Origin of the sequence: Vineibacter terrae (genome assembly GCF_008039615.1) — a bacterium.
Taxonomy (GTDB): domain Bacteria; phylum Pseudomonadota; class Alphaproteobacteria; order Reyranellales; family Reyranellaceae; genus Vineibacter; species Vineibacter terrae.
Genome location: NZ_VDUZ01000092.1, coordinates 1 through 15,073 on the forward strand (window position 1 = coordinate 1; position 15,073 = coordinate 15,073).

Sequence of the window (15,073 nt, forward strand, 5' to 3'; positions counted from 1 at the left end):
AAGCGGATGTTCACCCTCGCACACGCCTGACAGGCAAAGTACCACCAAAAATCGCGACCCCATGACCTCGGCGCTTTCAAAATCACTCAATCAACTACCCAATAACCTCAGTCCGACAGGCTGCTAGATGCCCAATCGCCCGGCATTGAAGAGGCCCTTGGGATCGAAGCTCTCCTTGACGCGCCGGCTCAGCGCCGCCAGCGCCGCCGGCTGGGGATGGAACACCGGCACGGCCGCCCGCACGGCCTCGGGCGCGCGCACCAGGGTGGCATGGCCGCCGCAGGCCGCCAGCGCGCCGCGCACCAGGCCGGGCGCGGCATCGCCGCCCGCGAGCGCCAACCACACCAGGCCGCCGGACCAGTCGTACTGCGCCTGCGCATCGGGGCGCTGCGCCCGGATGGCGTCGACGACCCGCGCGCCCTCGGTGGGCGGACAGGAGATCTTCCAGAGGTGGGCCGGCTGGAAGCCGGCGCTCCCAGGTGCCAGCAGCCGCACGTCGCGGACCTCCTCCCAGAAAGCGCGGGAGCGCATGGTGTGCAGCTCCTCCATCGCCGGCGCGGCGGCAGCCAGCTGCGCCCGCAGCGCCGCCATGCGGGCCGCCACCGACGGCGCCACGCCCTCGACCCGGATCGCAGTCACGGCGACGGCCTGCCGCGCCACCATGTCGACGCTCGATCGCGCCGCCAGCGCCGCCGGCAGGTGCGCCGCGCCGCTGACCTCGTGCGGGCTGCCCATGGCGTCGCACAACGCCGCGATCGCCACGCCGTCGTCGAGGCCCACCAGCAGCAGGGTGTGCACCTTCTCTGGCGCCGGCACGACCTTCACGGTAATCTCGTCCAGCACCGCCAGCGTGCCCAGCGAGCCCGCCATCAGCTTGGAAAGGTCGTAGCCGGTGACGTTCTTCACCATCTTGCCGCCCGACTTGAACGCCTCGGCGCGGCCGTTGACGCCCTGGAAGCCGATGAAATGATCGCGCGCGGCCCCGGCGCAGATGCGGCGCGGCCCCGCCAGATTGCACATCAGGGCGCCGGCCAGGCTGCCCGCGCCCGGCGCGCCGCCCAGGATGGCGCCCAGGTCGGGCGGCTCGAAGGCCAGCATCTGGCGGCGCTGCGCCAGCAGCGCCTCGATCTCGCGCAGCGCCGTGCCGGCCCGGGCCGTGAGCACCAGCTCCTCGGGCTGGTAGTCGACCACGCCGTCCAGGGCGGCCAGCGACAAGGTCTGCGCCGCCCGCTGCGGCGGGCCGTAGGCGCGCTTGCTGCCGCGGCCCTCGACCTCGAGCGCGACGCCGTCATTGAGCGCCCAGGCGACGGCGCGCTGCAGCTCGGCGGCGTCGCGGGGCTGGATGACGCTCATGCGGCAATCCTCTGTACTACTGACCTCAAGCATCTTCGCAAGCCGCGGTGATTTTTGTAGCCTTCATGGTGAGCACAGGTGAATGCGAAGCATTCACCTGTGCTCACCATGAAGCACTCCTCCGCCATTTGGTTGCGGCCAACGGCTACGCTGTACGATCACCGTTGACCCCGGCACGGCGATCATCGACTCTGGGCGGCGAGGACAATCATACGCGCTCACCGGGCTGGCGTTGGGGACGACGGCTGGAACGCGCGGGGCGGCGCATCCCATCGCCGCCACGGGCGATTGCCGAACGGGCAATCCTGCCGCCTCGATATGGGTCAACGACATGAAGGGGAGTTCCCGATGCGCAAAGCATTCACCGCTGCCGTCCTGGCGGCGGGCCTGGCCACTGCCGCCGCGCCCGGCGTGCGCGCCGAGGTCATCAACATGGCGACCATCACCTGCAAGGAGCTGCTCGACGGCAAGGAGGAGGATATCGGCACCATCCTGATGTGGCTGCACGGCTTCTACGCCGGACGCGCCAACACCACCACGCTCGACACCGACGCGCTGACCACCGACAGCGAGAAGATCGGCCAGTACTGCGCCCAGAACCCCACCGTCACCGTGATGCAGGCCATCGAGCGGCTGTTCCGGTGAGAACGCCCCCTCTCCGCCCGCGCAGCGGGTCGGGGGGGTTGCATATGCGCTTGCCGTCATCCCGAGCGTAGCGAGGGATCTCCCGCGAATGGCGCACTGTGCGCCTTGCCGCAGGAGATCCCTCGCTGGCGCTCGGGATGACAGCGAGGTCATGTGGGAATGCCCTGCCCCGCTGCGCGGGCGGCGAGGGGTGACGCTTGCGCTTCGCACTCCGTCCGCCATCAGAATCTCGGGATGTCGGGGAACGGCACCTGGCCGTGGTGCACGACCAGCCGGCCGAGCTCGGCGCAGCGGCGCAGCTGCGGGAAGACCTTGCCCGGGTTGAGCAGGTGGTCGGGGTCGAAGGCGCATTTCAGGCGCATCTGCTGGTCGAGGTCGACCTGGGTGAACTGCACGCCCATCAGGTCGCGCTTCTCGATGCCGACGCCGTGCTCGCCGGTCAGCACGCCGCCGACCTCGACGCACAGCCGCAGGATGTCGGCGCCGAATGCCTCGGCGCGCTGCAGCTCGTCGGCATCGTTGGCGTCGAACAGGATCAGCGGATGCAGGTTGCCGTCGCCGGCGTGGAAAACGTTGACCACGCGCAGGCGGTGCTGCTTGGACAGGTCGCGCATGCGCGACAGCACCTCGGTCAGCCGTCGCCGCGGCACCGAGCCGTCCAGGCACATGTAGTCGGGCGTGATCTGGCCCACGGCCGGAAACGCCGCCTTGCGGCCGGCCCAGAACAGCATCCGCTCCTGCTCATCGTTGCTGACCCGGACGGTCGAGGCGCCCTTGTCGCGGGCGATGGCCTCGACGCGCTCGATCAGGTGGTCGACCTCGACCGGCGGGCCGTCGAGCTCGACGATCAGCAGCGCCTCGACGTCCAGCGGATAGCCGGCGCCGACATAGGCCTCGGCGCAATGCACCGCGTCCTTGTCCATCATCTCCATGCCGCCGGGGATGATGCCGGCCCCGATCACGGCGGCGACGCAATCGGCGGCGCCGGCCTCGCTGGGGAACCCCAGCAGCACGGCGCGCGCCGTGGCCGGCTTGCGCAGCAGCCGCACCGTGACCTCGGTGACGACGCCCAGCAGCCCTTCGCTGCCGGTCATCACGCCCATCAGGTCGTAACCCTCGGCGTCGAGGTGCTTGCCGCCCAGCCGCACCACCTCGCCGGTCATCAGCACCATCTCGATGCCCAGCAGGTTGTTGGTGGTGAGGCCGTATTTCAGGCAATGCACGCCGCCGGAGTTCTCGGCCACGTTGCCGCCGATCGAGCAGGCGATCTGCGAGCTGGGGTCGGGCGCGTAGTAGAAGCCCTCGTGCTGCACGGCATTGGTGATGCCGAGGTTGGTGACGCCCGGCTGCACGCGGGCGCAGCGGTTGGGGAAATCGACCTCCAGGATGCGGTTGAACTTGGCCATGCCCAGCAGGATGGCGTCGCCCACCGGCATCGAGCCGCCCGACAGCGACGTGCCGGCGCCGCGCGGCACCACCTTCACGCCGTTGTCCTGGCAGTAGCGCAGGATGCGCGACACCTGCGCGACGGTGTCGGGCAGCACCACGACCAGCGGCATCTGGCGGTAGGCCGACAGCGCATCGCACTCGAAGGGCCTCATGCCGATCTCGTCGGCGATCACGCCCTCGCCCGGCACGATCGCCCGCAGCGCCGCCACGATCTCGGCGCGGCGCGCGAGGATGGCCGGATCCAGCGGTGGCATCTGCATGCGGACGTCTTCCCTCTCCTGGTCATATCGCGGCGGCGCACCACCGCGACGCGGCAGTTTCCCTCAATCGCAGCGCACGCGCATCCCCGCCGGCAGGCGTGGGACGGCGATGATCTGTGACACGGCGGCAACGATGCGCCGAAGGTTTTCGGCATCCATGACCGCCATGGTCGCGCGGGCGGACTCGTCGCTGTCCGCGCCAGAAATACCAAAAACGTCTTTTGGTTTCGATTCCAATGACATAGGTCGGATCCCAGAAATTTGCGGAGTTTTGCGGGGTTTGCGGGTTCGGCGCCGACGGGCCTATACGCAGCAAGCTGGCGCGCTCCGTGTCGTGGAACGGACGAAGCGCCCGAAGCGTGACCCGGCGGCGGCCTTGCCCCTTGCGACGGGGCCCACGATAACGCCCGTATGCCCCGGCGGCGGGAACGCTGTTAACAATAATTGTACACTATTCTCACTCAGAGGACAAGAATTTTTACCGCGGCACCCACGCGAAGCCGCTCCCGTTCCCTGGTGGTGACGATTCACGGCTTCAATACATGCCGCAGGCCATCTGACGGATGATTGCCATGAAACTGCATTGCGCCACCCTTGCCTTGGCAGCGCCCCTGTCGAACTCGGACGCATCAGGCGCGCGGGGAGCGACCTCGCTAAGCTACGAGGGCCGCCCGGATCTCGACCTGGTCTCGATCCACGCTCCCGCACGGGGAGCGACCGTCGCTCAGCGCACCGCTGGTCACCGCGCCGGTGTTTCGATCCACGCTCCCGCACGGGGAGCGACAGTCCGATCGAGCGATCATGGATTGGTGGGACGAGTTTCGATCCACGCTCCCGCACGGGGAGCGACGCTGCCACCGGGCACGCCCCGCTCCGACCTGATGGTTTCGATCCACGCTCCCGCACGGGGAGCGACCCTCGCTCCCCGTGCGGGAGCGTGGATCGAAACTCGGTCGTGCGAGCCGACGTGCGCACCGTCTGCGGTCGCTCCCCGTGCGGGAGCGTGGATCGAAACATGCGGAGCGCGGAGCGCGGCGGCGTCGACACTGGTCGCTCCCCGTGCGGGAGCGTGGATCGAAACAACCTCAACGCCAACATACCGACGCTGCAGAAGAGTCGCTCCCCGTGCGGGAGCGTGGATCGAAACTCGATCATGCGCTTGTGCAGAATGTACGACGGCGTCGCTCCCCGTGCGGGAGCGTGGATCGAAACTTGACGTGGAGGTGCTTGTGATCGGCGAGAGCGGCGTCGCTCCCCGTGCGGGAGCGTGGATCGAAACTTGACGTGGAGGTGCTTGTGATCGGCGAGAGCGGCGTCGCTCCCCGTGCGGGAGCGTGGATCGAAACTTCGTCTGGAGCTACGACAACCGGGGCCAGGAGATGTCGCTCCCCGTGCGGGAGCGTGGATCGAAACACTTCGTTGCGCTTCCCAAACACCTCAAGGTCCGTCGCTCCCCGTGCGGGAGCGTGGATCGAAACATGCGCTGCAGCATCCCTTATCTGAAAACACGTGACAGTCGCTCCCCGTGCGGGAGCGTGGATCGAAACAGGACCGTCTCCGCGAAATGGTCAACCATGTCCTGTCGCTCCCCGTGCGGGAGCGTGGATCGAAACGGGAGACACGCTGGGCCGAGGCCCAACCTTCACCGGTCGCTCCCCGTGCGGGAGCGTGGATCGAAACTACGCTTACGCACCGTATCGAGACGCAATCCAAAGTCGCTCCCCGTGCGGGAGCGTGGATCGAAACTCAGCCGGTACGAACTCTTGCGGGTTCCACCATGTCGCTCCCCGTGCGGGAGCGTGGATCGAAACCTTTTTGGCGCCCACCAGGAACCGAAGTGCTTAGGTCGCTCCCCGTGCGGGAGCGTGGATCGAAACTCGCGTTAACTAGCCTTGACTGTAAGAACGTCGAAGTCGCTCCCCGTGCGGGAGCGTGGATCGAAACATGCGTCAGCACACCAGCGCCCGTCAGGAGCCTGGTCGCTCCCCGTGCGGGAGCGTGGATCGAAACTTCAACTACTGCGCTCACGACGAAAACTCGACCGTCGCTCCCCGTGCGGGAGCGTGGATCGAAACAGCACCAGGCACCGGGTAAAACAGGGTGATGACGTCGCTCCCCGTGCGGGAGCGTGGATCGAAACAGGTCATCCGCGACGACGCTGAGCGTGTCGCGAAGTCGCTCCCCGTGCGGGAGCGTGGATCGAAACCTGGGCATCATCGGCAACGAGACCGGCGGCCTGCGGGTCGCTCCCCGTGCGGGAGCGTGGATCGAAACACTGCTCCGCGAGCAGCACCTTCAAGATTTCGACGGTCGCTCCCCGTGCGGGAGCGTGGATCGAAACTTCCGGTGCCGCATGTCGTGAGCCTGGCGGCGTCGAGTCATCGACCCGTTCATGAAGCAGCCGTCCCTCGGCGGTGGCACCATCCTCAGCCCAGATCCGCTCCACATGGATCAGCGCACATTGGCGCGGGCAGAACAGATAGTGCTGCAACGCAGACACCGGCACGAGCGCATCCTCGATGGCGCCGTCCGGCGGGGGCGCCTGCATCATGGTCAGTGAGGCTCGATGATCTCGACGGTCTCCGGCAGGCCATCGCGGTCGATCGTGACCTCGTAGTCTTCCCATTTACGTGCCACAGGCCAGTTGCCCGTCGCCGGGCTCCCAATTTCATGCCTGGATCCCTGGTAGACGCGAAAGGTCTTGACCCGGTCAAACAGGCTCTGCGCCTGGGCATTACCCAGTGCAGAAGCGTGGCGGAAAACGATGAGCTTGCGTGTCGACATCTCGCCGCGCGCCGCAGACCGATCGTGATCAAACATGTTACAGAGCGCTTCCCACAGCAGCTCAAGATCGGCCGTCGAGAAGCCGGTCCCCTTCACGGCATGCGACGCAAGCGGCGCCGAGACATAGCCATGGGCGCGATAAAGGCCGTAGGGCACGATGTGCTTGCGGCCCATGGTCCGGCCGCCCTTGGCCTCGGCGTCGGCCTCCGTGGTTGCGGCCATCCGCGTGATGGCGATCTCGAGCGGCAGGATCTGCTCGACCGATCGGGCGAAGGAGAACTGCACCGGCCCGCGCACCTGGCCGGCATTCACGCCGGTGGTCATCACGGCGCCGAAGGCGCGAATGTCCCAGAAATTGGCGCACATCCAGCGAGTCAGCTCGCGCGATTTGGCTTCCTCCTTCGGGAGCTTCTTGAGCTCGTCGGCCTTGGTGACGTCGGGCAGCACGGCGCTCCAGGCCTTCTTGTGCTGGTTGTTCAGCGTCGCGCCTTCGCTCATGTAGATCTCATGGCCGGGCATATCCGGCCGGGCCAGCGCGACGTAGTTGCGCACCTTGCGCTTGAGCGCGACGTCAGTGACGAGACCGCAATTGGTCTCAGGGTCCAGCCGCGGCAAATTGCCGGCGTCGGGATCGCCGTTGGGGTTGCCGTTCGTCACATCGAAATAGAGAACGAACTCATGCCGGTTCTGAACGGCGGCGCTGCTATTCATCGCGGTCGTTTCCTTCATCGCTGTCGTCATCGAAGCTCGGCTGTTCGGTCGCCCCATCGCCGAGCCTGGCTTTGCGCTGATGGTAGTAGCCGATGGCGAACTCGCCCTGATCCTCCAGGCGCAGTGACCGCGGCAGGGAAAAAGGCATGGTCGGCGTGATATGCGCCATCACCTCTTCCAGCTCCCGCTCGATCATGTAGGCCCAGCCCGGCTTCTCCTTGCGGACCTTGGACAGGTGATTCTGGCCGTTGGCGATGATCAGCGGAAAGATGCTCGCGGGCGTCGCCGATGCCGCGCCGAAATACTTGTCACGGATGGTCGCCTTCACCCCGCGGCCGAGCGCCGCCCGCTGGGCCAGCTCGTAGACGGCGAACAGCCGGCCGAGCTGATAGCCTGTGTTGGGGTGGTCTCGGTCGAGGCTCATCGGCGTCTCTTTCTTTTCGCGGATATCAGATTCGGTGCCTTGCAGCCTTTGACGGCGGACAAGCACGGCGCGAATGGCGGCAGCGTGCCACCCCTGGCCGGGATCGTCACCGGCACGCAGCCGGATGACGGCGGCGGCCAGCCAGGACCGTGGATATGGCGCGCCGGTGAGGATCGCGCGCATGACTTCCCCCGCCAGCAGCGGCGGAATGTTGTCGAACTTCCCCTGCAGGGCGGTCGTCTGCGCGAGCAGGTAGTTGACCGCAGGCGGCTTGCCCCATGGCTGGGGCTCAATTCTCAGGTCCGCATGATGGTCCGCCAGCCGTTTCGCGAAGACGTCGAGATCATCGGACAGCCAATACCGCACCGACAGGCGCGCCGCGTTGGGCGACAGGCCCAGAACATGGAAGCGTGTGCCCGGCTCGATCGCGGGGTGCAGGGCTGACAACGGCCGTCCCTTGGCGACGGCCGCCAGATCCTCGCCGATCTTGCGGGCTTCGTCGGCGTCCTCGACGGCGACGGCTTCACCGAACCAGGAATCCGCCGCTTCGGCCGCCTTGGCGTTGGACGCGTCGGCCCAGAACACAAGCGTGGCATCGCCAATCGGCCGCCGGACCCGGTTAGGACCATCGCGTGTCAGCAAGCGATTGAGCGCGGCACCGTAGCGGAAGGCGATCGTCTCCGATGTCGGCGCGTTGTCGCCCTGTGCCTTGCCATAGGATTCGAAGGCATCAAGGTTGAACGAGACCAGAGACGCGCCTGCAGTCTGGGCACCTTCCACACCCTTGATCGTCGGATGCAGCCGCGCCGCCGGTCCACGTTCGCCTGTCGCAAGGCAAAGAGTGGTTTTTCTATCGTCCGCCTCCGATACCGGGGCGACGAGGCGACGGGCAGCCGGACGCTCGTGGAGGTATCTATCGTCGCCTTCCAGACGGAACATGATGTTGGCATCGAGCATCTCGGAGACGAAGGGATCGATGTCGAACCGATCTGGCGTCCAGCGCCGGAGAAAATGCTGGAAGGCCATCAATCCTTCATCGTTCGTGCCCGCCAGTCTTTCGAGATTCAAGGATCGAAAGGCTTCATGCTGGCGTAGAGCATTGTGCCGACCTGACTTTGTTACGCCCAGCGAGAATGCTGTCTTGTCCCACAAGAAGAATGCCCGCGGCGTGGTTCCCGGTCGAGGAAAGGACGCGGGCACTTGATACTGCCTCACAACCGGCTTCTTGCCGCCAAGGTCGCGCATGTCCTGCACACGCACTGGCTCGCCGTCCTTGTCGATCACGACACACCAGCCGAACTTCTCGCGGCTCCAGCCCGGCGCCTCGGCGTCGTCCATCCGCTCGTAGTAGCCGGCAAGCGCCTGCAGCAATCCCTGGCGTCGGTCGATACCCTCGATCATGTTGCCAGCTCCGGACTGTCGGCTGGCGGCACCGCCACCGCACCGTCAACGATTCGCGCCCGGAAGAAGCGGGAGCTGGCACCGTTCGCGAAGTCGACATCGTACAGCATCCAGCCAAGATCGATCTGCTTCGGCTCGGCAGGGAAGGACGACTCCGGCAGCGGCGCGTCCGGCTTCAACAGCGCGAACTCAGCGGCGAATTCGCGCGTGCCGAGGCAAGGGCGGTGAAAGCACTGGCCTGCTTCGGCGCGGCGGTTGAACATGCTGGCATGCTTGGCGGCATTGTCCTCCGCACCAGCCTTGGCCGTCATCGTGAAATGCGCTTCGATCACGTAGGCGACGTCCACCAGAATCGTCGCCGCACGCTGCTGGCGGTTGTCCTCGACGATGAGGCCGACGCCGTTGGTGTGACCGGCTTTCATGGCGCTGCGGGCGTTGGCGGCGCTCGCCTTGGCGCCGACTTCGTTGCGGCGGATCGACTGGAAGCGGATCGGCCTCAGCACATGGATCCGATCGATGTGCCAGCGGATCGCCGGCTTCCAGTGGATCGCCTCGAGAATCCCACGCGCGGCCGAAGGCGTCAGCACATCATAGCTGACCCGTTCGACCTTGAATTCCGGCCGCGTGAAGCACGCGCGCTCCCCCCAAACATGCAACCGTACGCTCATCGATGGACCTTCCCCCGAAGGCCAACTATCGCTGAAGCGATATCTTAAAACAAGTTCACTCAAATAATAATACAACCCAATTTGGTGCGTTTGAATACAACCGCGACCGTTTCACCCCCGCGTCCGTCTTGCTTGGATCAACTGAAGATATTGCTCTCCCCCGACCGGAACGTCGGATCACTCCAGTCAAGCCCCGACGACGGATGATAGAGGTCCATCGAGTCCAGCCGCACGAACCGGTCGCCATAGACCTCGGCCTTGATCGCCCGCGCCGCGCCAGCGGCGAGCAGCGACCCGCGGGGTTTCGCCGGCACCGGGACGACGTACTGCTGCAACCGGCGCATGACGCCCTTCGGAGCGAACGGCGCATGCTCCAGGGCGTCGAGCGCCTCTCGCGCTGCATCGTCGAAAGGAATCAGCACCGGATCCATGACATCGTCGATCAGGCGGAAGGCCTGGCCAATGCGCGAGAACGGGAAATCGAATCTCTGTCGCGTCTGCTCGATTTCCCCGAGGATGCGATAGGGCGCACCGTCCAAGCGGGCTTCGTCGAGCGACTCGTACCCTTTCTGGAAATAGAGCTCGCGGAAATAGCGCTCGACGGCGTCCAGCCCGAGCGGATCGCCGGCTGCGTGCAGCACCGGCCGTGCCGCCTGATAGAAAGCCGTGATGGCGGGCGGTGGCTTGCGTCCGGCCGGCTCGAACACAACGGTCCGCCCCGGCCCTTCCAGCCGGCCTTCGCGATTGCACCGCCCGGCGGCCTGGGCAATCGAATCGAGGCCGGCAGCGGCGCGCCAGACCTCCGGAAAGTCGACGTCTACGCCGGCCTCGATGAGGCTCGTCGCGACGAGACGGACGGGTCGGCGGTGCTTCAGGTCGTCCCGAATCCTTTCCAGCACCTCGCGGCGATGCCGTGCGCACATCAGGGTCGTGAGATGACGGGCGCCGGGCAGATGGCCGATCGCCATGAACAGCGCGCGCGCATGCGCCCGGGTGTTGACGATGCAGAGCATCCGCTCTTGATCCGAGAAGCGCTCGACGATCTCTTCGTCCGCGACGGGATCGCGCCGCCATTCGACCACGACCCGCCTCAGCGTTTCGTAGAGCTCGCGCGGCCGCGGCGCCAGCTCACGTTCCGCGCAAATATCGAAGCCCGGCGCAGGATCCCGTTCGCGTCGCCGGGGCAGCGCGCCGTCCTGCTTGCGCAAGGCCGGCTGGGTCGCCGTGCACAGAACGACGCTGGCGCCGTAGTTGCGCGTCAGTTCCCCGAGCGCCGCCATGCAGGGCCGCAGCAGATGAACAGGCAGCGTCTGCGCCTCGTCGAGGATGATGACACTGCCGGCCAGGTTGTGCAGCTTGCGGGCCCGGCTGGTGCGCGACGCGAACAGGCTCTCGAAGAATTGGACTGCCGTGGTGACGACGATCGGCGCGTCCCAGTTCTCGGCGTCGCGACGCAGCTTGGCAAGGCCCGACGCCCCCTCCTCCTCCGTATCGTCCTTCGCCGTCGCGGGAGGCGTGTCCCAGTCGAAGCTGGCATGGTGCTCCAGAATGTCGGCGCCCGTGCCCAGGGCGCCGCGGAACTCCCGTGCCGTCTGCTCGATGATGGAGGTGAACGGGATGACGTAGACGATCCGGCGCAGGCCATGCTTCAGGGCATGTTCCAAGGCGAAGCTGAGCGACGTCAGCGTCTTGCCGCCGCCGGTCGGCACGGTGAGCGTGAACAGCCCCGGCGGCAGCGCGGCCTTGCCGACGGCATGATCGAGGATTTCGGCGCGCAGGCGGTTGACCAGCGTGTCGTTTCGTCGGCGGCCGGCCATATGGGTCCGAATGCGATCGAGATGAACCTGGGCCACCACGCCGCCACGTGCGGGCGGCGGCTTCCCATCCGCCACGGCGTAGAAGCGTTCGGTTTCGAGGAAGTCGGCATCCACCAGACAGGAGAACAGCATCCGAATCAGGAAGGCGGTCTCGAAGCCGGGATAATCGGGATTGGCCGACAGCCCGTCGGGCCGCAGCTCGGATGCCGACGGCAGGCCCTGCGCATGGGCGCGCCAGTCGTCATAGTCCGGGATGGCGTAGCCGTTCAGGTCCAGCCGGTCGCTCAGCGAGCGTCCTTTGCCATCATTGCCCGCTCCATCCATCAGGCCGGAATGGTGCCCCGCGATCGCAAACGCAAGCAGCCGCCCCATCCTGCCGTACTCTGCCATCGCCGCGCGCGCCCCGGCGGTGCTGTGGTCCGGCCCCTTCGCACGCTGCCCCCGGATGTAGCCCTGGTAGTCCGCCGAGCACTTGCCGATGTCATGCAGCAGGCCGGCCGCCAGGGCGGCGCGGCTTGCCCCGAATGGCTCGGCAAAGGCGGCGGCGCGGTCGCCGACCTGGCGAAGATGGTGCGAGAGCGGTTCCCAGCGCGCGGTATCCAGGCCGGTGGGCAGCGAGTGGGCAAAGATTTCCGCCTGCTGCGCCTGAGTGTTCACAGTGTCCGACATCGAACCCATGCCATCCGATTTGAGCGGCGAGCGCAGAATGACGGCAGATTCGTCATTGATCCAGCCGTCAGTGGGACGAACGCTCGTCAAGCCCGCGGCACGGCGACCATTGTGCGCCCGGGCGGCCACTCCGATCCACGCTCCCCGCACGGGCAGGGCGACCGCCTATGACGCAAGACCGCGCTGCCACACCTGCTGTCATCCCGAGCGCAGCGAGGGATCTGCCGCGAATTACCTGCTGTGCGTCTTTCCGCGGGAGATCCCTCGCTGCGCTCGGGATGACAGTCGTGACTCACCTTTCAGCGGAGATATAGGACAACCGGTGTACTCTCCCGCGCAGCCGCAAGCCAGGCATTGACGTCAGCGTCACCCTGCCGCCACTGGAACCGGAGCCTGTTTGGCAACTGTCGCGGTTTCCGCGGGTGCACCCTCCGCCGAGGCAGCGGGTGTCTGCAGGATGACGGTCGCGCCATCCTTGGCGAACTCGATGCCCAGGCCGGGCAAGACCTTGAACAGGCGCTTCACCGCCTCGCGCTGGACCATCGCCGGGTTGCCGGGCCGCACCGTGAACTTGAAGCGCACCAGCAGGGCGTTGTCGATGATGTCGACGACACCCTGCATCTTGAAGGGCGACAGGATCTCCGACCTGATCTCGGCCACTTCCATCATGTCCGCGCCGATCTTCTTGGCCGCCTTGCGCAGCTTCTCGATGTCGGTATCGCGCGCGAAGCGCAGGTTGAACTTCACCGTGACCCAGTCGCGGCTGAAGTTGGTGATCTGCCCCAGCTGGCCGAACGGAATGGTGTGAACCTGGCCGTTCTGATGGCGCAGCTTGATCGATCGCAGCGTGAAGCCTTCGACCGTGCCCTTGGCCTTGCCGCAATCGATGTATTCGCCGACCCGGAAGGCGTCATCGGTGAGGTAGAAGATGCCCGAGACGATATCCCTCACCAGGGTCTGGCTGCCGAATGAAATGGCGATCCCGAAGATCGAGGCGCCGGCGATCAGCGGCATCACATTGATGCCGAAATCCTCCAGCGCGATCACGACCGCAAGGAATCCGATCAGGATCGCGGCCGCCACCCGCAGCAGCGGCATCATGGTGGCGATGCGGGAAGCAGGCGCCGCCGCCGCTTCACCGTCGGCAATGGCTTCGGCCGCGCCCTTCGATTTGCGCGCCATGTAGGGGGCGGTGGCGTGCTTGAAGAGCTCCCACACCACGAACGCGAGGAACAGCGTGATGCCGGCCGTGCGCGAGGAACGGGTGATCTGGTCCCATTGATCGGCGCTGGCGAGGCCCAGGACGTCGACCACCCAGGCTTCAAGGATCGTCACGACGACGCCGATCAGCACCGCGACGCGCACGCAGCGCGCCACCACATCCGGCAGCTTCGGCGCATCGCCGGCCGGCGTGCGGCCGAGGAGCTGCGAATCGAGCCGCCGCACGAAGGCCTGCATCAGTGTCTCGAAGATCAGCAGCCCGATCACGAGGGTGAGCGTGAGAAGCATGGCGCCGCCCACCTGCACCCGCCCCGAAATGGCGCTGTAAAGCTGCGTCGCGGCCAACGCCACGAAGAACGCGCTGGCGGTGGCGGTCCAATGGCGGCCGACGGCGCCCGCCAGCGGCGCCGCCGTGCCGAGGCCACCGAGCCATTGGGATGCCGCCGCTTTCGTGCCGAACACCAGCCACAGGAAGAATGCGAGGTAGAGCGGCACGACCACGACCTGCCAGGCCGCCAGCGCGTCGGGCGGCGTGCCGGCCGCGAACAGGATCCGGCCCAGGATGCGGCCGCCGATGATCGCCAGCATCACCGTCGCGATCCGGGAATACATCGTGCGGGCGTCGTCGCTGGTCACGGCGCACAGGCGCGCCGCCGGCAAGTCGGGCCGCAGCACGATGCGGAACACCAGCATGTAGAGGCGCCAGGCGAAGATGCCCATCAGGACAGCCTCGGCGAGCTTGTCCTGCGCCGTGTCGCCCGAGAACCAGGCCCCGGCCGCATTGCAGATCAGCCAGACCGCCAGCAGGCCGAGCCCGTCCAGCAGTGCCAGCGCCGTGAGATGGACCAGCGACCGGACGCCCTGCCCGGCGTCGGCACCGACGGCAAGACGTGCCCGGAACGTCCCGAGCAGGCGCCGCAGCGCACCTTCCGCCACCACGGCCGCGGCGGCGATCGCGCCCAGCGCGAGCACGAAGCCCGCGATCCCCCAGCCGCCGTTCGAATCCTGGCCGAGGCCGCCGACGACGAGGTCGAGCTGGCGGCCGAGCACCGGAAACGCCATCGCCACCTTCCCGGCCCGCTGCAGGAAGATCGCGACCTCGCCAGGTCCCGGTTTGGGCGGCGTTATCACGATCTCGGGCTTCGGCGACGGGGCATTCTTGCCGGATCTTGGCTTGACCGCCGCATCCGGTGCGGGCGTCTGAACGGCCTCGGCTTTCAGCCGCTCGACGACGGCCTTGCTGATCGCGTCGACCAGCGAGTCGAACTGCTCGCGCGTCATGCCCGCGGGTGGCGCGGTGGGTGCTTCGGCTCGAACCGCGGTGGCGCCCAGGACGAGCGACGCCGCCAGCGCCACGGCCCAGAGAATCGACGGGACGGCCAGCCTGAACGATCGCCGGCCACGGCTGGCTGGTGACGCATTTCCTGTGGTGGTTCGCATCATCCACCTCCCCGCAATCACTGTTCCACCGACAAATCCGAGACTGTCATCCCGAGCGCAAGCGAGGGATCTTTCCGAACGCCACGCCGTACGCCTTCCCGGAAAGATCCCTGTACCAGTTGAAGCGCAAGAGGCCCGGTCTAGAGTGACCGGGTCGGGCCGCCTGCCGGGAGCCACCCATTGATCCAGTGCCCAGAGCACCAAGCGAGGATCCGTGCCCCGGCAGAGTGG

9 protein-coding genes and 1 CRISPR repeat array are annotated in these 15,073 nt (G+C 66.8%); of the genes, 1 reads left to right on the forward strand and 8 read right to left on the reverse strand.

What is annotated here, in order from left to right; translation table 11 throughout:
* Positions 1-123 precede the first annotated feature (123 nt).
* Complete coding sequence (locus tag FHP25_RS39870; protein WP_147852578.1) at positions 124-1,353, reverse strand: FAD-binding protein; 1,230 nt, start codon at positions 1,351-1,353, stop codon at positions 124-126.
* A gap of 348 nt (positions 1,354-1,701) precedes the next feature.
* Here FHP25_RS39870 and FHP25_RS39875 point away from each other — a divergent pair, with 348 nt between their 5' ends.
* Complete coding sequence (locus FHP25_RS39875; protein ID WP_178134140.1) at positions 1,702-1,998, forward strand: HdeA/HdeB family chaperone; 297 nt, start codon at positions 1,702-1,704, stop codon at positions 1,996-1,998.
* A gap of 221 nt (positions 1,999-2,219) precedes the next feature.
* On the opposite strand, the gene FHP25_RS39880 is transcribed toward FHP25_RS39875, so the two are convergent.
* From FHP25_RS39880 to FHP25_RS39915, 7 genes are all read right to left on the reverse strand, one after another.
* On the reverse strand, positions 2,220-3,707 hold the full coding sequence (locus FHP25_RS39880) for an FAD-linked oxidase C-terminal domain-containing protein (protein ID WP_147852580.1): 1,488 nt from the start codon (positions 3,705-3,707) through the stop codon (positions 2,220-2,222).
* Between the two features lie 63 nt (positions 3,708-3,770).
* The gene (locus FHP25_RS39885; protein WP_147852581.1) at positions 3,771-3,950 is read right to left on the reverse strand and encodes a hypothetical protein; all 180 of its coding nucleotides are present in this window, start codon (positions 3,948-3,950) and stop codon (positions 3,771-3,773) included.
* 674 nt (positions 3,951-4,624) lie between these two features.
* Positions 4,625-6,048: direct repeats of the CRISPR family, unit length 32 nt; unit sequence GTCGCTCCCCGTGCGGGAGCGTGGATCGAAAC.
* 212 nt (positions 6,049-6,260) lie between these two features.
* A complete protein-coding gene (gene cas7c / locus FHP25_RS39895; protein WP_147852585.1) occupies positions 6,261-7,202 on the reverse strand; it encodes a type I-C CRISPR-associated protein Cas7/Csd2 in 942 nt (313 codons plus the stop codon).
* Entirely contained in the window at positions 7,195-9,027 is a 1,833-nt protein-coding gene (gene cas8c / locus FHP25_RS39900) for a type I-C CRISPR-associated protein Cas8c/Csd1 (protein ID WP_147852582.1), read from the reverse strand. The genes cas7c and cas8c overlap by 8 nt, the downstream gene beginning before the upstream one ends.
* A complete protein-coding gene (gene cas5c / locus FHP25_RS39905) occupies positions 9,024-9,695 on the reverse strand; it encodes a type I-C CRISPR-associated protein Cas5c (RefSeq protein ID WP_147852583.1) in 672 nt (223 codons plus the stop codon). Before cas5c ends, cas8c begins: the two co-directional genes overlap by 4 nt.
* A 137-nt stretch (positions 9,696-9,832) precedes the next feature.
* The gene (locus FHP25_RS39910) at positions 9,833-12,271 is read right to left on the reverse strand and encodes a CRISPR-associated endonuclease Cas3'' (RefSeq protein ID WP_231712644.1); all 2,439 of its coding nucleotides are present in this window, start codon (positions 12,269-12,271) and stop codon (positions 9,833-9,835) included.
* Between the two features lie 276 nt (positions 12,272-12,547).
* Entirely contained in the window at positions 12,548-14,845 is a 2,298-nt protein-coding gene (locus FHP25_RS39915; protein WP_178134141.1) for a mechanosensitive ion channel family protein, read from the reverse strand.
* Positions 14,846-15,073: the final 228 nt, after the last annotated feature.